This window comes from Pseudomonas sp. HP_14 (assembly GCF_055283875.1).
The window spans coordinates 1-19,042 of sequence record NZ_JBTOQI010000020.1 but is presented as its reverse complement, the minus strand read 5'-3'; the positions used below and the strand labels follow the sequence as shown (position 1 = coordinate 19,042).

Genomic DNA, 19,042 nt, shown 5'->3' with positions numbered 1-19,042 from the left:
CCCATGACATACGAACTCAAAAAAATTGCAATTGTGGGCGCTGGCGGAAAGATGGGCATGCGCATTTCCAAGAACCTGCAAGGCAGCCATTACAGTGTGACCTACTGTGAAAACTCCCCCCGGGCGCAGGAGCAGATTCTGGCCTCCGGACGGCAGTTGTCGGTGACCGAGGAAGTGGTGCCTCACGCTGACGTGGTTATCCTCGCCGTGCCTGATGTCGCGCTGGAAACCGTCTCCGGGCTGGTGGTGCCGCAGATGAAAAACGGTGCGATCCTGCTGACCCTCGACCCGGCAGCTTCCTATGCCGGGCTGTTGGCACAGCGTGACGGGATTCACCAGGCCGTGGCTCATCCGTGCCACCCCTCGGTTTTCCTGGAGCGCACCACCAAAGAAGAGCACGCCGACGCCTTTGGTGGCACCGCCGCAATTCAGGACGTGTGTGCTGCATTCGAAACCGGTAATGACAAACAGCGCTCCGAACTGGCCAACATCATTGCCGTGATGTACGGCCCGGTAGGAGAAGTGCACTGGGTCACGGTCAAGCAATTGGCCTACCTGGAGCCGACGCTGGTGGAAACCGTGGCGTGCATGGTGGGCAGTTTCATGAAGGAAGCGCTCGACGAAACCATCAATCGCATCGGTGTGCCGGAGGCCGCGGCCAAGGCCATGCTGTACGGGCATATCCAGATCGCCCTGGCGGTGGCGTTCCGCAGCACCAATCCATTCTCGGATGCCTGCCTGATCGCCATCGATTACGGCCGTGAGCAAATCATCAAGCCGGACTGGAAAAAGATCTTCGATGAAAAGGAGCTGGATCTGATCATCGCCCGCATGCTCAAGATCGATGCGGTGCGTAAGGCCGACGCGGCTTGATTAACCCGGGTTAACCGCTAACGTTGCGCTCGGGGGCTCATACCTCCGGGCGTTTTTGTTTCTGTCTATCTATCCGGCTGAACAGGAGTTTTTATGCCGAACGCTAAACCCTTGCGTGGCGCTTTGATCGGCTGCGGCTTTTTTGCCCTTAACCAGCTACGTGCCTGGCAGGAACTGGAGGGCGTGGAGATCGTTGCCTTGTGTGACAACGATGCCGAACGGTTGGCTGCTTTTGCCAGCCATCATCCCGGCGCAGCGCAGTTCACCGATGCGCAGGTGATGCTCAATGAGCTACAGCTGGATTTCGTCGACATCGTGACACCGCCGGTTGCCCATAAACCATTGGTAATGATGGCGGCCTGGGCCGGTGTTCAGGTGATCTGCCAAAAGCCATTCGCGCTGACCCTCGATGATGCCCGAGTCATGATCAATGCCTGTGCCGAGCAGGGAGTCAGCCTCACTGTGCATGAGAATTTCCGTTGGCAGGCGGCGATCCGCGCGACGATCGAACAGCTGCGCTCGGGTGTCATCGGCACGCCGTTTTTTGGCCGTATCAGCTTTCGCAGCGGGTTTGACGTGTACCGCTTGCAGCCTTATTTGGCCCAGACCCCACGTTTCATCATTGAAGATTTGGGTGTCCACGTGCTGGATATCTCCCGTGCGCTGTTTGGTGATGTCGGCCGTCTGACCTGCGAAACACGACGGGTTAATCCAGCCATTAACGGCGAGGACGTCGCCACGTTGTTGTTGGCTCATGACTCGGGTGTTACCAGTGTGGTGGACTTCAGTTATGCCACGCGGGTTGAAAAAGATCCGTTCCCGCAGAGTCTGCTGGAGATCGACGGTAATAAAGGCTCGCTGCGGTTGTTGGCGGATTTCAGTCTGCAGGTACACGCTGAGGGGGTGACACGCGTGCTTGATGTTGCGCCGAGCATTCCAGGATGGGCTGAGGCACCGTGGTTTCCGATTCAGGAAAGCGTCTTGCGGTTGCAGCGGGAGTGGTTGTTGAGCCAGCAGTCCGGCAGCCCGGCTGAAACGTGTGGCAGTGACAACTTCAATACCCAGGCGTTGGTGGAGGCGGCGTATGAGTCGGCAGAAAAGGGCACTACCGTTAGGCCGCAGCGTTGGGGGTGATTTTTATCTTCGTGTACTTTGAAAATGAGTACATATCCATTACCGGGGTAACGGCTGATATTGGCAGCGCCCTTACGGCGCCTCACTTTTGTTCCGGAAGCCGGCCCAGCCAAAAGTAAGCAAAAGGCTCTTGCCCCACCACTGGGTGCCTCGCTGTCGCTCGGCATACCCGTAATCCGACATTGCTGCGTGGGGCCGCCGCCACCGGCCATCCATGGCCTGAGGCGGCTAAACCGGCATCCCTGCCGGTTTGCCCCACGCAGCAATGTCGAATTCCGGCCGTCGTGGTTTAACGGGGCGCCTAAGGTCAAAATCAAAAGCAGATCAAAAGCAGCAGGATCGCCTCGGACCGGTAGGAGCGAACTTGTTCGCGAGACGTCAGCAAGGCCAACGCATTCGTTGTCTGACAAACCGCCTCACAGTCTTCGGCAGCTCCTACAGATGTCCGGCAATCCACACAAACAGGTCGGCTTTCAGGCCGCCGCGCTGTTGATTTTGATCTTAGGCGCCCCGTTAAACCACGCTGGCCGAACGCAGATTCTGCACCGTGGGACGCCCTTGAGTTGAAGAGTGGCAAGGCCGCCGGGTTAGCCGCACCGGGCCATGGATGGCCCATTGCGGCGGCCCACGGTGCAGGATCTGCGGGCGGGTACACCGAGCGACAGCGAGGTGCCGAGTGGTGGGGAAAAGGCCTTTTGGTGGACCTATGCCGATGGCGGGGTAGAAGCAGTCAGCGCATCCCGAACCCGCCATCACGCACCTGCTTGCTGTTCTCTTTGGTCACCAACACACAATCCACCGATTGCTTCTCGGGTTTATCAGTCTTACCCGTGCGCAGAAACTGATCGGCCTGCTCCACAGCCATGGCTGCCATTTGCGTTGCCTGCTGCAGGCCGGTCGCAACGATCGGGCCATCCGCAGCGATCTGACGTACCACATCCGGGTTGCCGTCGATGCCCACCACGATCACCTCACTCTTGCCCGCGTTTTTCAACGCGGCCGCAGCCCCCAGCGCCATGGTGTCGTTACCCGCCAGGACACCGACGATATTCGGATTGCCCTGAATGATGGTTTGCATCACGTTGTAGCCTTGAGTCTGGTCCCAGTTAGCCGATTGCTGCGAGACCATTTTCAGATCCGGGATCTGATCCAGTACCCGATGAAACCCCTCTGAACGCACGTGAGCATTGACGTCCGAAGTACGTCCGGTCAACTCAACATACTCACCCTTGAAACCCACCTGATCAGCGAAAAACTCAGCCACTGACGTCGCGCATTGAGAGTTGTTGGAAACGATCTGCGCGGTGGCAACGCCATTGGCATTGATCTCACGGTCGATCAGGAACGTCGGGATTTTTGCCTCCTGAGCACGTTTCACCGCCGCAATGGACGCGTCGGAGCCAGCGTTGTCGAGAATGATCGCGCTGGCGTTATCACCGATGGCGGTTTGCACAAGCCGCAGCTGGATGTCCGGGTCATCCTGATGCACCAGGGCTTTGGTCCGATAGCCGAGTTTTTTCGCGGCGGCCTCCGCCGTGTCCGACTCCGCTTTGTAAAACGCGTTGCTGGGCGAGGGCGTGATGATCACGATCAAATGATCGGCAGGCTTGAAGTCGGCGGCAGTGGCGTGGGCGGCGCAGATCGAAAGCGACAGCGCGGCCAGTGAAAACATATGACGAGAGAAGCGGATTTTCATTGTTATTGTCATCCCTTGCTGATTAAAGGTTAGCGACTGCCTTCCCCCTGTCTTCCTGGGCCTTGGCCTCGCGTTCAGCGCTGGATTTCTCCACGCGCCGCTGCAACTGGTCGACAACCACCGCCAGCACAATGACCGCGCCGGTGATGACCGTTTGCCAGAAATCGGAAATCCCTACCAACACCATGCCATTGCTCAGCACTCCGAGCACGAAGGCACCGATGATGGTGCCGCCAATGGTGCCGACTCCGCCGAACAGCGACGCGCCGCCCAGCACTACCACTGCAATGGCGTTGAGTTCATAAGAAGTGGCGATAGCCGGATTGGCTGCACCGAGACGTGAGGCAATGATTAATCCGGCCAGCGCAGCGCAGAAACCGGAGATGGCGTAGGTACCGAGTTTGACCCGGTTGACCCGCACGCCAGATAACTCGGCAGTGCGCTCATTGCCGCCAATGGCGAACACCTGGCGACCGAATACTGTTTTGCGGCTGACGTAAACAGCGACCAGAGTCAGGATGATCATGAGCCAGATCGATACCGGTACCGACAGTACCCGAGCCGTGCCCAGCAGCAGAAAGCCTGTGTTGTTTAGTTCGGCCTGACCACCCAGATCGCCGTAAGTCGCACCGCCGGACACCAGTTGTGCGGCACCGCGTGCCATGTAGAGCATGCCCAGGGTCATGATGAACGGCGTGACTTTGAGGCGGGTGATGAACCAGCCATTGACGGCACCTACCAACGTGCCAAGCGCGAGAGTCACCATGCACACCAGCGGGATGCTGCCGAACACGGCGATTCCCAGCCATGGCAAATGCAAGCCCTCGGCGATCAGGCTACCGGCAACCATCGCCGCCAACCCGGCAATTGCACCTACTGACAGGTCGATACCGGCCGCCAGAATGACGAAGGTCATACCGATACCGAGGATGGCAAACACTGCGACCTGTTCGGCAACAATCACCAGGTTGCGCGCGGAAAGAAACGACGGCGCAATCGAGGCGAACAGAATCACCAGGAGCATCAGTGCCAGATAGGCGCGTAGCTTGAGCAGCAGCAATGGCAGCGAACGCAGACTCAGCGCGTGAGGTTTACGGGCCTGCAGTGACAGTGACTCGGCCATCAGGCGATCTCCTTCTTATTCTGGTTGGGCGCCGCCGCCGAGTCTTTGCGTACCACTTGCGAGAAAGCGACAAGGCTTGCTTCGCACAGTTGCCCGCGGGGCAGGTTGGCGGTGATCCGTCCCTGGCACATCACCAGAACACGGTCGGCACCGCCGAGGATTTCTTTCAGATCACTGGAAGCGTAGAGAATCGTCAGACCGCTTTTTGCCAGCCGGTCCAGTACGTCGAACAACTCGCGGCGGGCCTTGATATCAATGCCGCGGGTTGGCTCATCAAGCAGCAGCACATGCGGTTCGGTCAGCAGATTCTTGCCCACCACAACCTTCTGCTGGTTACCACCGGACAGTGAAGAAATGGCAATGCCGGCGTTCTCGGTCTTGATGTGCAGCTCACTGATCATGCGGGCGACGTCAGCATCCATGGGCGGGTTGGCCAAACCGTCGAAGCGGCTATATCGGGAGAGATTGGCCAGCAACAGGTTATCGCGCACAGAAGCGCCGCTGACCAGGCCCAGTTTCTGGCGGTCTTCCGGGACCAGAGCAATCCCGGCCTTGATCCGCCCGGCAATGTCCTGAACCAGCGGCAGGCTGTGACCGTTGACCTGAATCTGGCCACCAATGGCCTTGCGCAAGCCGATCAGGGTTTCAAACAATTCCGTACGCCCGGCGCCCATCAGTCCATAAAGCGCGACGATTTCGCCGCGTTTGACGCTGAATGAAACCTTGTTGAGCAGCAATGAACCTCGTTCGCTGGCCACCTCAAGGTCGCTGACCCGCAGCATTTCCGGTTGATTTTCGTGAACCTCGGGCCCACAGCCTGCGCGTAATTCGGTGGTCATCTGGCGGCCGATCATGCGCTCCACCAACCAGTCAACGGTGACCTCGTCGCGGGTGCCCGTGCCGACCAGCGCGCCGTCACGCAGCACGGTGAAGTAATCGCCGATTTCGATCAGCTCTTCGAGGCGGTGCGAGATGTAGATGATCGACACGCCTTGCTGCTTCAGCTCACCGATCAGCGAAAACAGAATTTCGACCTCGGCTTCGCTCAACGAAGAAGTCGGCTCATCCAGAATCAACACACGGACGTCACTGACCAGCACCTTGGCGATCTCGACGATCTGCCGTTTGCCGATACTCAGGTTTTGCACCAGCGCATCGACATCAATGTCCTGACCCATCCGTTTCAGCGTGGCGTGGGCCAGTCGACGCTGCTCGTTATGGCGAACCCGGCCAAAGCTGGCCCGCAGCTCTTTGCCGATAAACATGTTTTCCGCCACGCTAAGGTTTGGGCACAGGTTCAGTTCCTGATGCACGATGCCGATGCCCAGCGCCATGGCCTGGCGTGGATCGCTCAGTGTCAGCGGCTGATCACCACTGAACAGTTGGCCTGAGGTGGGTTTTTCGATACCGGCCAGAATCTTCATCAGCGTTGACTTGCCCGCTCCGTTTTCGCCGATCAGCACATTGACTGCGCCATGCATGACGTCGAAGTCCACGGCCTTGAGCGCGGTCGTGCCTTGATAGACCTTGCTGATTTGCCGGGCGCGCATTTCCAGACGCAACACCGGAGCAGGTTGAACCTGGGAAGCGATCAGCATGATCTACTCCTCCACCTTGAGGCTGATTGGCACGATGCGTACCGAAGAGGGTGACTGCTGGTTGAACACCCCGGTGAACTCGATGGTTTTACCCGCCAGCCCGGCGACCGGGGCTGCTGCATAAGCCTGTGCCAGAGCCCTCTTGTTGAGTGCCGCGGCCACATCCGCATACTGCGTCTGATTGGTGAAGTTGTTCAGCGACATATTGTTGGCCACATCGCGCAACACGGTGCTGATGACCAAAGGCCCGGTCAGCAACTGGATTTTTGCCGTGCTGGTCAGCGAGCTATCGAGTAACTCCAGACTCAGCAGCCCCATCGGCGATTTGGTGTTCACCTCTATAACGCGAGCGCGGCCACTGACAATGTAGTTTTTCGATTGAGTCTGGTGAGGCACTGCATAGCGATTGCTGGCCTCGCTGGCGTTCTGATTGATCGCGTTCAGTACCTGAGCCAGATCTGCGGTGTTTTTTGCCACGACACTTTCGACATCAGGCGACCACTGCTCAGCCACAAAGTGTTCGGCGTCAAAACTTGCGAGGGCGAATTTCTGGTTTTGTCCCTGCGCGTTGGCAGAGCGGGCATCGTTGAAGATGACTTTGCCGGTGAGGGGGTCAAGAGGGCGGACGCTTAACAGCGGGCCGTTGAGGACCGACGTCGTCAGCAATAAGGCTACCGCTGTAACCAACAGAATGATGGCCGACAGGCTGCGCGTAGAGACTGTCGGGTTTTTGCCAGACGACACTAAGCTCATGCAACGCTCCTCGCTTTATAGCGATTTTTTTGTATTTGTCAGGAGGTTCTGTCATCACTATATATCATCATCATACCAGTGCTGCTAGTCTAATTTGAGTGTCACCGATCACCGTGAATCTGCCGGTGTTTACCTATAACAAGAACAATGGAGCGCCCCCGATGGCAGCATCAAGTACGCTCTCCCGGCGTCTGTACGGCACTGATCAGCCTGATGTCGAGAGCGTGGAAACGTCAGCGGGAGCTTTTCGCTTTCGCGTACAAGGCCCTCAATTACGTGGCGTGATGCTGGGTGATACGGAAGTTTTGCGCAGCGTCGGCCTAGTGATCCGTGACGAGTTCTGGGGCACTCATCAATTGCATCAACGTGCCTGCGAAACCTTTGCCGACGATCAGGACTGGCGACAAATCGTCGACGGATACGTAGCCGGTATCGATGGCGTTCCCTTGCTGGAGTGGTGGGTCGACATGCATATCGGCTTGCGGGGCATATCGGTTTGCGCTCGCTTGCGGGCCCTGGAGGATTTCGTGACGTGTCGCGCAGGTCTGATGCTGCTGCACCCGCTCAAGGGCGTGGTTAACTCCCCGGTCAGCGTGACCCATAGCGACGGGAGCATTGAGCACGGTTCCTTCCCCGACCTGATCGCGCCCGGCCAGCCGTTCCTTGATATCCGGCGGCTGGCTCACTCGCCCGCGCCGGGCCTGACCCTGCAATGGGATTTCAGCGGTGACGTGTTCGAGATGGAGGATCAACGCAATTGGTGTGACGCCTCTTTCAAGACCTACAACCGGCCGCTGGCCTGGCCTTGTCCTTATCGATTAGGTAAAGGCGAGCACATTGAACAAAGCATCAGCCTGTCATTGCTTGACGACTCCGGGGTGTGCACATGAACCTGGTTTCTGTTCGTTATACAGGCCCCGCCGACTCTCCGTTCCCCGTGTTAGGGCAGGGGTTGTGGGTCAACAATCTTCTGGACGATGCAGACGTCGCAATAAAGCTGATCGAGCAACTGCACAGCGCGCATCTGGAGTTGCTGGTTGACCTGCGCAGTGCGGCTGCTTTTGATCAACTGCGCAGTGCCTTGCAGTTGTGCGCCAATGCAGCCACAGATGTGTGGCTATTGGCGGTGGTTGACGATCAATGGCCGCAGGCGCAGCTTTCGAAGCTGGCTGAACTGATGCGCGACAGCTCGGCAGCGGTGCGCGGCATTCTGCTCACGCCTGCGGCGTATCTTGAGAGTTATCAACCTGACGGACGCTGGCCAGAGGGCCTGACGCCGACTCAGGTCGCGGTACTGGCGCGGGAGTATTTGCCGGAGATGCTGATCGGTGGTGGCTTCCCGACGTTCTTCACAGAGCTCAACCGCTGCAGACCGGCCAGCGAGAGTTTTGATTACCTGACCCACTCCACGTCGCCGTTGGTACATGCTGCTGATGACTATTCACTGGTGCAGTCACTGGAGGCATTGCCCGACGTATTCCGCTCCGGTTTGCAATTGGCTTCCGGCAAACCCTATCGCATCACCACCAGTGCTATCGGTGCCTGGCGTAATCCCTACGGCGGGCAACTCACCCCTAACCCGAGGCGTGAACGATTGACCCTGAGCAATCAGGATCCCCGACAAACCAGCTTGCTCGCTGCGGCCTGGACCCTGGCGCATTATCAGGCCGCACACCTCGGCGCAGTGAACGCAATTGCCTTATGGGCGGTCAATGAGCCATTCGCGGTCGCGCACACGCATGAATACTGGCCGGTGTTTCACGTGCTCAAAGGTCTCGCTCGGGCGCGGGGCAAACAAGCCCTGAGCTTTCACGCATCCGTTGCGCAGGTCATTGCCTTCGGCTGGTTGGAGGGCGCGCAGGGTAACGTGCGACTATGGCTGGCCAATCTGAGCGCGAAGCCTCGGGAGGTTACGCTGGACGCGATGCGAGTGACGGGTTCAAGGTTGCTGGATGAACAGACCTGCCAGCAGGCACTGTCCGATCCCGATTTTTTCAGTGCGTTGCAACCGATCGATAACGAAGCAGCGTTGGTGCTGAGGCCATGGGCGGTGGCGTTAATCGACTGCCACCTTGGCCGCGAGCCTGGATTATAATCGCGCCATCGTTGCCGTTTTTTTTATGCATTTCACGTGATGCATTCCATGGAGCCACCTTCAGTAATGCCAGAGATCAAGAAACGCCTGATTCAACGCAAGAAGCTTTCCGACATCGTCTTTGAGCAACTGATCGATCTCATTGAAGAGGAAAACCTTCAGCCGGGCGATCAGATGCCTGCTGAGCGCGAACTGATGGAAACCTTCGGCGTGGGCCGCCCGGTCGTTCGCGAAGCCATGCAGCGCCTGGCTGGCATGGGCATGATCAGTATTCAGCATGGCGAGCGAGCCAAAGTCGGGCGGGTGGACATGCATTCGATGATCAGCCAGATTGATCTGGCTGCGCGTCACTTATTATCGAGTTCGGCGAAAAACGTCGATCATCTCCGACAGGCGCGTACTTTCTTCGAGACCGGGTTGGTCAAAATGGCGGCTGAAAAAGCCACGCCTGCTGATGTCGCCCGGCTGGAGTCGGCGCTGGCAAAAATGCACAAGCACCGTGAGACCGATGAGTTTATTCCGGCCGATATGGAATTCCACGGCGAAATCGCGAAAATTTCCGGCAACCCGATTTACGTCGCCATCTCTCGGGCAATTCTCGAATGGATGGCGGATTACCGTCAGGACATGCTGCGATTCAAAGGCCGGGAAATGACCATCAAGGAACACGAAGTCATTCTTGGTTTCATCAAAGCCAATGATCCGGCAGGCGCCGAGCGCGCCATGCATGATCATCTGGTCAAGCGCGCCGAAGAGTAAGTCCTTCACGGGACGCAGCTTCTTCAGGCGTCCCGGTCCGCCCCCCGCCAATCAAATCCAGCTTTCGACCCACATCCAGACCGGCATGGTCACTGCTGAAACCAGCGTCGACAGGCAAATGGCCGAGCTGGTTTTTTGCACATCCTCCTGGGTGCGTGAAAAGCCCAGCACGTTCAAACCGCAAGGCGTCGCCGCCATCAGCATCAACACCGCTCGCGGCGTACCACTGATGCCGATGATCATGCAGGTCGCCAGTACCAGCACCGGCATGATCAGCAACTTGGCAAAGGTAATACCGACGGCCTCGATACTGGGGCGCAGGCGGTAACCCGCAAGATTGCCGCCGAGCACGATCAGTGCGCAGGGCAGGGCGGCCTGGGCCAGCCAGGTGGTCAGGTGATCGGCCCACAACGGCATCGTCAGGCCCGAGAGATTGAGCAGCACGCCGAGCAATAAACCGATGATCATTGGGTTGGCCAGACTGCCAACCAGGGTTTTGACGCTGAACGGCTCATCACCAGCGAGGCTGTTGTATAGGCTCTGGAAGCTGAACAGCAACAGACTATGCACCGCCAGGATCGTAAACAGCAGCACCAGACCGGCGTTGCCAAACAGACTGGCCACCAACGCAATGCCCATCAGCCCGTTATTGCCGAAGGCTGCGGTCAGGCCAAAGGGCGTCGGGTGCCCGATGCGCCAGTGAGCAACCAGATTGACCCCGGCAAAGACGATCAGCGCCGGTATGAAATAGGCCGCCAGAATCGTGGTGTTCAGGCCTTCATGCAGCGGCGCCTTGGCCATGCCGATGAACAGCACCATAGGCATGAAAAGCTTGAATGCCAGCTCGCCGAAGGCCTTGTTGCTCTCCGCCGACAATGTGCCGCGACGGCGCAGGAAGTAGCCCAGAACAATCAACAGAAAAATCGGCAAAATAGCTTGCGGAACAGCCACGGCAGAAGGCTCCGGCAGAAAGTGTGCGGGCATTATTACCGCGGATGGTCTGGTTTCCTACCTTGGGTTTTTACTCGTAGCAGACACTTGACCTGTAGCAGGGGAGGCACCGCGCCCTCGACGCAGTGTTGTCGCGTAGTAAACATGGAACCCTGTAGGAGTGAGCTTGCTCGCGATATCGGTAGATCTTTTAAATAGATATCGCCTGATCTGACGCTATCGCGAGCAAGCTCACTCCTACAGAAAATGCAGACTCCGCAATGGCAATGTCTGCTGGGCGCCTATGGCATAAGGCATGGACAGTCGCGATCATTTGTTTTTATTATAAAATCTTTTGTATTTATTATTCTTTATTGCTTTTAGTTCTATGGTTAAAACCACTTCCATTTACTCCGCTGCCGAGCCGATTTCCATGAGCAAGCAAGATCGACACATGCGTCTGGGCCTGTTCATTCAGGCTGCCGGTCACCATTCCGCTGGCTGGCGATACCCTGGCGCGCAGGCGGGTAGTGAGAACTTCCCGTTGATCCGTCAACTGACCCTGGCGGCTGAACGAGCCAAATTCGACATGGTGTTTTTTGGCGACAAACTGGTCACCAACGGCAAAGAACATCCGTCGATGATCGTGCGCCTGGAGCCCGTAGCTCTGCTCGGCGCGCTGGCGTCGATTACCGAGAAAATCGGTTTGGCGGCGACGGCCTCCACCACTTACAGCGAGCCTTACACCATCGCCCGGCAGTTCGCCACGCTGGATCATTTATCCGCCGGGCGATCTGCCTGGAACGTCGTGACCACTGGCTACGACAGTGCCGCCAACTTCACCCGCGCTACCCATCCGGATCATGCTCAGCGCTACGCCGTCGCCGAAGAATTTGTCGATGTGGTTCGGGGGCTGTGGGACAGCTGGGAGGATGATGCCTATGTACAGGATCGGGATTCCGGCGTCTTTCTTGATCCCGCGAAACTGCACGGGCTTGATCACAAAGGCGAGTACTTTTCCATCGCCGGGCCGCTGAACGTAACGCGCGGGCCGCAAGGTCATCCGGTATTGATTCAGGCCGGTTCGTCCGGGCCAGGTATGGCCTTGGCCGCACGGATTGGTGAAGTGGTGTTCACCGCTCAGCAGGGGTTGGCGGAGGCTCAGGAGTTCTACCGGGACCTCAAAGGCCAAGTCGTCGCTCATGGTCGCAGGCCGGAGCATTGTCTGGTGATGCCGGGCGTGATGCCGATCCTTGGCGCGACGGCCTCTGAGGCGCAGGCGCGCTTTGATCAACTGCAAAGCTGGACCGATCAGGAGGCCGCACTGTTGATGGTTGCTGATCGTCTTGGCCACGACCTGGCCGGTTTCGACCTTGATCAGCCGTTACCTGACTTGCCGCTGCCGCAGAACATGAAAAGTCGTGCTCAGTTGCTGCTGGATCTCTCCCATCGCGATGGCCTGACCCTGAGGCAGATCTGCAATTTGGCGGCGGGTGCCCGCGGGCACAAAATTGTGATCGGTACGCCGCAAACCGTCGCCGATGAATTGACTGCCTGGTTTGAAGGCGAGGCCGCTGACGGTTTCAATTTGATGCCGGCTTACTTCCCTGAAGGCCTGGAGCATTTCATCGACGGCGTGCTGCCGATCCTGCGCAAGCACAAGTTGTTTCGCGAGGAATACACCGGCAGCACCCTGCGCGAACACCTTGGTTTGCCAGTTCCGGCTAATCGGCACGGGTAGTGGTTGCCGGTTGCTTGCCGCTGTCGTGAAGCAACCAATGGACTTTGTAGGAGCGCACGAGCAACGCGAGGCCGCGATAGCGGTGTATCAGACAGTCCGCCATCGCGGCCTCGTAACCTCGTTGAGCGCCTACAGGAATGAGGTCAGGTCTGAAGATAATTCTATGCTTTAAGCTGATATAAGATTCGGTAGTGATAATAAAAAATAATATTAGGTTAGATCGCATTGGCATTTCACAGACCTGCATTCAACGCTTATGTTCATGCTCAATCCGGCCTCATGGCCGTCGACCATGAACGGGTGGCCGTGCGTGCCACCCTGCGTTTTAGTCACGAGGTCTTCATGACACAAATCGTAATCGCCACTCAGCATGACGAAGAGGTCAACGAGCTGCTGCGCCAGCGTCTGCCTGAGTACACATTCGTGCCGATTGGCACCGGTACGCCCGACTCTATTCCTGCCGAAGCGACTATTTTGATGGCGCGCCCGGTGTTCCGCGCGGGCAGCGGCGAGAAACCACCACGTCCTGAGGGCTGGCCATTCAATCTGCAATGGATTCATCTGTCTTCGTCCGGCATCGACACTTACCCGGAGTGGCTGTTTGAAGTACCGCAGGTCACGTCGGCCCGTGGTACTTCTGCAGTAGCGGTTGCGGAGTTTGCATTGGCGGCGATTCTTGCCAGCGCCAAGCGTTTTCCCGAGGTCTGGATCTCCGAGGCAACGCAGTGGCAGCGACATTCCTTGCAGTTGGTCAGCGGCAGCGTATTGGGAATTGTCGGCTTTGGTGCGATTGGCAGTGCGCTGGCTATTCGAGCCCAGGCATTGGGCGTGAAGGTGATTGCGACCAATCATTCAGGCAAGCCGTTTTATGTGCCGGGTGTTGAGCGTGCGAAGACTCTGCAGGCACTGTTTGCGGCGTCTGATCATGTGGTCGTTGCTGCACCGGCTACGGAGCAGACCCGACACCTGATCAACGCCGAGCTGTTGAGTCACGCCAGGCCGGGCCTGCATCTGATCAACATCGCGCGGGGTAGCCTGGTGGACGAGGAGGCTCTGGTGGCTGCACTGGATGCGGGGCAGTTAAGCCGGGCAACGCTGGATGTCGCGCAGAGGGAACCATCGCCAGCTGATCATCCGTTCTACAGCCATCCGAAGATTCGCCTGTCGCCACACGTTTCTCCTGCCACCGGCGACCTGTGGGGCAATGTGATTGATCAGTTCGTAAGTAATCTGTTGCGCTTCCACAAGGGCGAGCCATTGGCTGAGCAAGTGGATTTCAAGCGGGGGTATTGAGGAGGACTACCGGACACTTGTATCGCAGGTGTGTTTTTTGTATTGCCTGCAAGATCGCCATCGCGAGCAAGCTCACTCCTACAGTTGGAACGCGGTCCTGTAGGAGTGAGCTTGCTCGCGATAGCGTCGGTTCAGCCACCTCAAACCGCGATTTGTACCTCGCGCTCACCCAGCGCTTCGCTGACCGCCTGTACGATCACTTCAGCCTCGGTACGCACCAGCCAGTCCGGGCTGACTTCAGCGAAGATCACTTCGCCGTGCTGACCAATCACCACCACCGCCGGTTGCGGCAGTTCCCAGGTGCCTGTCCCTGTGACTTCACCGATACCGCCACCTCCCTTGCTCAATGCTGCCTTGCGCGAAGCTTCGTCGAAGCTGTAGAGAATGCCCAGCTGTCGCGCCAGGGTATTGTCCTTGTCGGTGGCGACCTGAAACTGCAAATCATGACGCTGCTTGATATCGATCAGCCGCGCCGGTATTTGCGGGCTGACGGCCACGAGCGGCACACCCAAGGCTTGCAGTTTCGGGAACAACTGGCGCTGGTAATAAGGCAGGGCAATGTTGCACGCCGGGCACCCCGCGAAGCGAAAGAAAATCAGCACTGCGGGGCCGTAGGCGCTGAGCTTTTCACGCGTCAGGGTGCCGCCCTCGACGTCCAGTAGCTGAAAATCCGGAACCGGATCGCCGCGTTGCACAAAGCGTGCATGCTGTGCGGCATCCACCAGGGTCTGACGTTGGTTGATGTTGATTTGCAAGGCTTCCGGCGCCCAGCTGGCGAGGCGTTCGGCATGCAGGTCTGCCAACAGTTGGTTCAATGATTCGCTCATGGTCAATGCTCCTGATGTCGGTTTTACTGGGGAAGGGGTTTGTTTTTATGCATGACAGCGGCTTCCTTGGGGCATGCAGATGTTGCTTGCGCGCACTTCTGTGGGAGGCATGGCCTGCCTGCGATAAGTTCAAGCCTTATCGTCGGCAAGCCGCGCTCCCACAGGGAGTCACCTGGCTTGAATGTTTGGTTCAGGCGTTAACCGCACGCCGCACCCGATGCGGGATGTCATCGTCGGCAATCAGCACGCGCTCCATGCGTCGCGGATAGTCGCCGTAGTTGTAAACCGGGTAGTGCAGGGTCGAGCGGTTGTCCCAGAAGGCGATGGAGTGTTCGCGCCATTTGAAGCGCACGTGATGCTCGGGCTTGTTGAATTCCTGATGCAGGCGTTCAATCAACCGCTTGCTGCGCTCAGGTTCCCAGCCGATCACCGAAGGGTTTTGCGAGAAGTTGATGAACAGGCTGTCTTCGCCCGTTTCCGGGTGGGTACGCACCAGTGGATGGGCGAGGATCGGATAGTCGTAGCCCACGGCGTGCAGAGATTTCCTGAAGTCATGAACCACGAACAACGTGTCGATTTCTTCTCGCAGCGCGTCCGGCAGCGCCCGATATACCGCACCCGCATCGGCCCAGACCGTATCGCCACCGACCTCTGGCAGATCCACCGCCCGCAGTACCGCACCGAATGTAGGTTTCAGTAGCCAACTGGTGTCGGTGTGCCAACGCCCCGTGGTTTTTGGCCCGTACAACTCACGTGCATCCTGAGCCTGAATCAGGTGTGCATAGGGTTTGCTGGCATCGTTCTTTTCCGTGGTCGGGTGCTCGTACAGCTCGCCGAAGGCCTTGGCAAAGGCGATTTGTTGCTCGGTGCTGATGTTCTGATCACGGAAGAAAATCACCTTGTGTTCCAGCAGCAGCGCGCGAATTTCGTCGCGTTGTGCAGCAGTGAGCGGCTGGGTCAGGTCGACTCCGCTAATCTCGGCGCCGATGGTCGGTTCCAGGCGGGTGACTTGCAGTGATCTTACTATCTGGAGCGGAGGTTGCTGACGAGTTGGGGCTGGGGTCTGCTGTTCAAGAGTCGCGGACATGGCGGGTGGGACCTCTCTTTTGTTGTTAAGGGTTAACCTCCGCCTGGAGAGGGGTCGGGTAAGGACGTTGCTGGGAATGTCAAAACAGCTTGGGGCTATGTAAGCATAATGATTATTTTTAATATGCTACTTTTTTATGATTAACATAGAACAAAAATGCATTTGCGGATTTCAGCCGACCGACTCGATGTGCGTTTAAAAATCAGTAAATTTAATAATTAGCTTAGATTAAAATGTGATTTTTAAATGCTTTCTTATGCGTTTAGGCTGCTCCCACACGTACCGCATCTGTCGGTCCCGCCTTTTTATGGAGCAGCCCCATGAGCAATGTCAGTTCCTTGCCTCTTCAATCCCAACAGTCTGGCTCCGGCAGTGTCCGTGAGCGCGTATCGCCGGAGGAGTGGGAGGTACGGGTCAAGCTGGCAGCCGCTTACCGGCTGGCCGCGCAGAAGCGCTGGACTGACCATATATACACGCACTTTTCTGCTCGTGTACCGGGTAAGGAAGAGCACTTTCTGATCAACGCCTTCGGCTTGTTGTTCGATGAAATCAGTGCGTCGAATCTGGTCAAGGTCGATATCGACGGGACTATCGTCGATGACCCGACCGGCCTGGGCATCAACTACGCCGGTTATGTGATCCACAGTGCGATTCACGCCGCCCGCCATGATCTGGTGGCGGTTTTACACACCCATACCCGTGACGGCATTGCTGTTTCTGCACAAAAAGGCGGTTTGCTGCCTATCTCTCAACACTCGCTGGGTTTCTCGGGTCGTATCGCTTATCACGGCTATGAGGGCGTGGCGCTGGACCTGGATGAGCGCGAAAGACTGGTGGCGGATCTGGGCGACAAGAGCGTGATGATCCTGCGTAACCACGGGCTGCTGACCGGCGGTGTGAGTGTCGAGCACGCTTTCCAGCAACTGCATCGTCTCGAATACGCCTGCAATATTCAGGTGGCGGCGCAATCGGCGGGCAATGATGAACTGATCTTTCCACCGGCGGAAGTCGTGGCCCGGGTCGAAGAGCAGGCCAAGGTCTTCGCGGATGGCCATGGCCCAGGCGTTGCCCGTCACTGGAATGCCCTGATTCGTGAGCTGGAGCGCAGCGATACGTCTTACAAGGAGTGATGCGCGCGCTATCTCTCGGCAAATATTGAACCTGTAGGAGCTGCCGGAGGCTGCGATCGCGGTATGTCAGGATGAATGCTTCGCAGCCTTCGGCAGCTCCTACAGAGTATTTTTTTCAAAGCCGCACTTGATGTGAGGTTTGACGTAACGCTCGTTTCAGGAAGAAAACCATGTCCGAAAAAACGCTGGATTCACACGCTTCGGAAGGCGGTTTTCTGATCGTCGATAAAGCCCCGCGAGTTGAGACCTCAACACAGCGGGAGCGCTGGAAAGCGCCCGACTTTGCTGTACGTCTGCTGAGCCCCATTGCCTTGCTGTTGCTCTGGGAGCTGGCCTCGCAACTTGGTCTGCTGCCCAGTCGGGTGATCGCCGCGCCGTCGCAAATTGGCGGCACGCTGTGGGCGATGATCGAGTCCGGCGAGTTAGGCACTCATTTGTGGGTGTCCCTGCAACGGGCGCTGTTGGGGCTGAGCATTGGCGTGTTCATCGGCGTCGTGGCCGCCTTGATTACCGGCCTGTCGAAGAAGGGCGAAGTGATTCTCGACTCACCGATGCAAATGCTGCGCACTATTCCTTCGCTGGCATTGGTACCGCTGTTCATCCTCTGGTTCGGCATAGGCGAGTTCACCAAAATCGCCCTGATTGTCACGGGCACTACATTCCCGGTGTACCTCAATCTGTACTCCGGTATTCGCAACATCGACCCCAAGTTGATCGAGGCGGCCAACACCCTGGGCCTGAACCGCCGTCAGCTGATCTGGCACGTGATCCTGCCCGGCTCCCTGCCGTCGTTTTTCGTCGGGCTGCGCTACTCCCTCGGAATTTCCTGGTTGGCGCTGGTGTTCGTCGAGCAAATCAACACCACTGCCGGGATCGGCTATCTGGCCAGCGATGCCCGAGACTTCATGCGCACCGATGTGATCGTGATCTGCCTGTTGATCTACAGCATTCTGGGGCTGGTTATCGATGCAATCATCCGCACGCTGGAGCGCTATGCGCTGGCCTGGCGTCCCACTTTCGCAAGGAATTGACCATGGCTACTCTGGACGTTTTACACCCTTATTCGAACCCCGCATCGTCAGCGGAAGCCGCTCCGGTGCAACTGCGAAATGTGGTCCGTCAGTTTGGTCGGCAAAGGGTGATTGATGAACTGAACCTGGACATCGCGCCGGGGGAGTTCGTTGCTTTGCTGGGGGCCAGTGGCTCGGGTAAAACAACCTTGCTGCGTGCTTTAGCGGGGCTGGACTCTATCGACAGCGGTCAGTTACGGGTGCCTTTGGCACGGGCTGCGGTGTTTCAGGAACCACGGTTGATGCCGTGGAAAAACGCCTGGAAGAACGTCGTGCTGGGGCTGGATATCAAGAACCCGCATGCCCGTGCTCTGGAGGCGTTGACTGAAGTGGGCCTTGCCCATCGGGTCAACGCTTACCCGGCGACCTTGTCGGGTGGCGAAGCGCAGCGCGTCGCGTTGGCCCGAGGCCTGGTGCGTGAACCCAAGTTGCTGTTGCTCGATGAGCCTTTCGCCGCGCTGGATGCGTTGACCCGGATTCGTATGCATCAACTAATCATCGAACTCTGGCGCAAACACACCCCGGCGGTATTGCTGGTGACGCACGATGTGGACGAAGCGATTCTGCTGGCCGATCGGGTCATCGTGCTGGAGCAGGGCAAGATCGCCGCAGAAGTACGCATCGACCTGCAACGCCAGCGCAGTACCGGGCAGGCCGGGTTTCAGGCGATTCGTACGCGGTTGCTGGGCTTGCTGGGTGTGGACAGCGCGGTGGCCCACAACGCTGTAGAAGCGCCTGCGGTGCAGGATAATCTGCGCCGGTTTGCGAATGTGCGTTGAGCCTATTCCAGACTGTGCTTGTGAATACATGACCCCTGTGGGGGCGGGGGGGGGCCCCGCGATGGGTTTGGGTGATCATAGGGGCAAGCACCCCGACCACCAGGGGTTGTCCCGAAACGGGGACACCCCATCCGAAAAAAAAAAACCCCGGCGG

17 protein-coding genes are annotated in these 19,042 nt (G+C 57.9%); 10 read left to right on the top strand and 7 right to left on the bottom strand.

Annotation, left to right across the window (positions count from 1 at the left end; all coding sequences use genetic code 11):
* Positions 1-3: 3 nt before the first annotated feature.
* Both ACYASS_RS14170 and ACYASS_RS14165 read left to right on the top strand, forming a co-directional pair.
* Positions 4-873 carry a phosphogluconate dehydrogenase C-terminal domain-containing protein gene (locus ACYASS_RS14170; RefSeq protein WP_122666218.1) on the top strand — a complete coding sequence of 290 codons (870 nt, stop codon included), beginning with the start codon at positions 4-6 and terminating at the stop codon, positions 871-873.
* Between the two features lie 93 nt (positions 874-966).
* The gene (locus ACYASS_RS14165; RefSeq protein ID WP_463586599.1) at positions 967-2,007 is read left to right on the top strand and encodes a Gfo/Idh/MocA family protein; all 1,041 of its coding nucleotides are present in this window, start codon (positions 967-969) and stop codon (positions 2,005-2,007) included.
* A gap of 730 nt (positions 2,008-2,737) precedes the next feature.
* Here the strand turns inward: ACYASS_RS14165 and ACYASS_RS14160 are convergent.
* Genes ACYASS_RS14160 through ACYASS_RS14145 form a run of 4 tightly spaced genes read right to left on the bottom strand, consistent with a single transcriptional unit; the run spans position 2,738 to position 7,177 of the window.
* The gene (locus ACYASS_RS14160) at positions 2,738-3,703 is read right to left on the bottom strand and encodes a substrate-binding domain-containing protein (protein WP_463586598.1); all 966 of its coding nucleotides are present in this window, start codon (positions 3,701-3,703) and stop codon (positions 2,738-2,740) included.
* A gap of 22 nt (positions 3,704-3,725) precedes the next feature.
* Positions 3,726-4,826 (bottom strand): ABC transporter permease, encoded by a 1,101-nt coding sequence (locus tag ACYASS_RS14155; RefSeq protein ID WP_463586597.1) that lies wholly within the window; start codon positions 4,824-4,826, stop codon positions 3,726-3,728.
* A complete protein-coding gene (locus tag ACYASS_RS14150) occupies positions 4,826-6,424 on the bottom strand; it encodes a sugar ABC transporter ATP-binding protein (protein WP_463586596.1) in 1,599 nt (532 codons plus the stop codon). Before ACYASS_RS14150 ends, ACYASS_RS14155 begins: the two co-directional genes overlap by 1 nt.
* 3 nt (positions 6,425-6,427) lie before the next feature.
* Positions 6,428-7,177 (bottom strand): DUF2291 family protein, encoded by a 750-nt coding sequence (locus ACYASS_RS14145; RefSeq protein ID WP_463586595.1) that lies wholly within the window; start codon positions 7,175-7,177, stop codon positions 6,428-6,430.
* Between the two features lie 161 nt (positions 7,178-7,338).
* Between ACYASS_RS14145 and ACYASS_RS14140 the strand changes: the two genes are divergently transcribed.
* The 3 genes from ACYASS_RS14140 to nanR all read left to right on the top strand — a co-directional run bounded on the left by ACYASS_RS14140 (position 7,339) and on the right by nanR (position 10,031).
* Positions 7,339-8,067, top strand: coding sequence for a hypothetical protein (locus ACYASS_RS14140; protein ID WP_463586594.1), 729 nt, complete (start codon positions 7,339-7,341; stop codon positions 8,065-8,067).
* A complete protein-coding gene (locus ACYASS_RS14135; RefSeq protein WP_463586593.1) occupies positions 8,064-9,272 on the top strand; it encodes a hypothetical protein in 1,209 nt (402 codons plus the stop codon). Before ACYASS_RS14140 ends, ACYASS_RS14135 begins: the two co-directional genes overlap by 4 nt.
* Before the next feature lie 66 nt (positions 9,273-9,338).
* Positions 9,339-10,031: a transcriptional regulator NanR gene (gene nanR, locus ACYASS_RS14130; RefSeq protein ID WP_243248456.1), complete on the top strand. Its 693-nt coding sequence runs from the start codon at positions 9,339-9,341 to the stop codon at positions 10,029-10,031.
* Positions 10,032-10,082: 51 nt separating this feature from the next.
* On the opposite strand, the gene ACYASS_RS14125 is transcribed toward nanR, so the two are convergent.
* Entirely contained in the window at positions 10,083-10,982 is a 900-nt protein-coding gene (locus ACYASS_RS14125; RefSeq protein ID WP_463586592.1) for an AEC family transporter, read from the bottom strand.
* Between the two features lie 412 nt (positions 10,983-11,394).
* On the opposite strand from ACYASS_RS14125, the gene ACYASS_RS14120 reads away from it, so the two are divergent.
* Together ACYASS_RS14120 and ACYASS_RS14115 are read left to right on the top strand one after the other, a co-directional pair.
* Positions 11,395-12,702, top strand: a complete 1,308-nt coding sequence (locus tag ACYASS_RS14120; protein ID WP_463586591.1) for an LLM class flavin-dependent oxidoreductase — start codon at positions 11,395-11,397, stop codon at positions 12,700-12,702.
* A gap of 342 nt (positions 12,703-13,044) precedes the next feature.
* Positions 13,045-13,995, top strand: a complete 951-nt coding sequence (locus ACYASS_RS14115) for a D-isomer specific 2-hydroxyacid dehydrogenase family protein (RefSeq protein ID WP_463586590.1) — start codon at positions 13,045-13,047, stop codon at positions 13,993-13,995.
* 140 nt (positions 13,996-14,135) lie between these two features.
* On the opposite strand, the gene ACYASS_RS14110 is transcribed toward ACYASS_RS14115, so the two are convergent.
* Together ACYASS_RS14110 and ACYASS_RS14105 are read right to left on the bottom strand one after the other, a co-directional pair.
* Positions 14,136-14,822, bottom strand: coding sequence for a peroxiredoxin-like family protein (locus tag ACYASS_RS14110; RefSeq protein ID WP_463586589.1), 687 nt, complete (start codon positions 14,820-14,822; stop codon positions 14,136-14,138).
* Between the two features lie 190 nt (positions 14,823-15,012).
* On the bottom strand, positions 15,013-15,909 hold the full coding sequence (locus ACYASS_RS14105; RefSeq protein ID WP_463586588.1) for a TauD/TfdA dioxygenase family protein: 897 nt from the start codon (positions 15,907-15,909) through the stop codon (positions 15,013-15,015).
* Between the two features lie 320 nt (positions 15,910-16,229).
* On the opposite strand from ACYASS_RS14105, the gene ACYASS_RS14100 reads away from it, so the two are divergent.
* The 3 genes from ACYASS_RS14100 (at position 16,230) to ACYASS_RS14090 (ending at position 18,888) form a co-directional block, all read left to right on the top strand.
* Positions 16,230-17,039 (top strand): class II aldolase/adducin family protein, encoded by an 810-nt coding sequence (locus tag ACYASS_RS14100; protein ID WP_463586587.1) that lies wholly within the window; start codon positions 16,230-16,232, stop codon positions 17,037-17,039.
* Positions 17,040-17,209: 170 nt separating this feature from the next.
* A complete protein-coding gene (locus tag ACYASS_RS14095) occupies positions 17,210-18,070 on the top strand; it encodes an ABC transporter permease (RefSeq protein WP_463586586.1) in 861 nt (286 codons plus the stop codon).
* A gap of 2 nt (positions 18,071-18,072) precedes the next feature.
* Positions 18,073-18,888, top strand: a complete 816-nt coding sequence (locus tag ACYASS_RS14090; protein ID WP_463586585.1) for an ABC transporter ATP-binding protein — start codon at positions 18,073-18,075, stop codon at positions 18,886-18,888.
* The last annotated feature ends 154 nt before the right edge of the window (positions 18,889-19,042 follow it).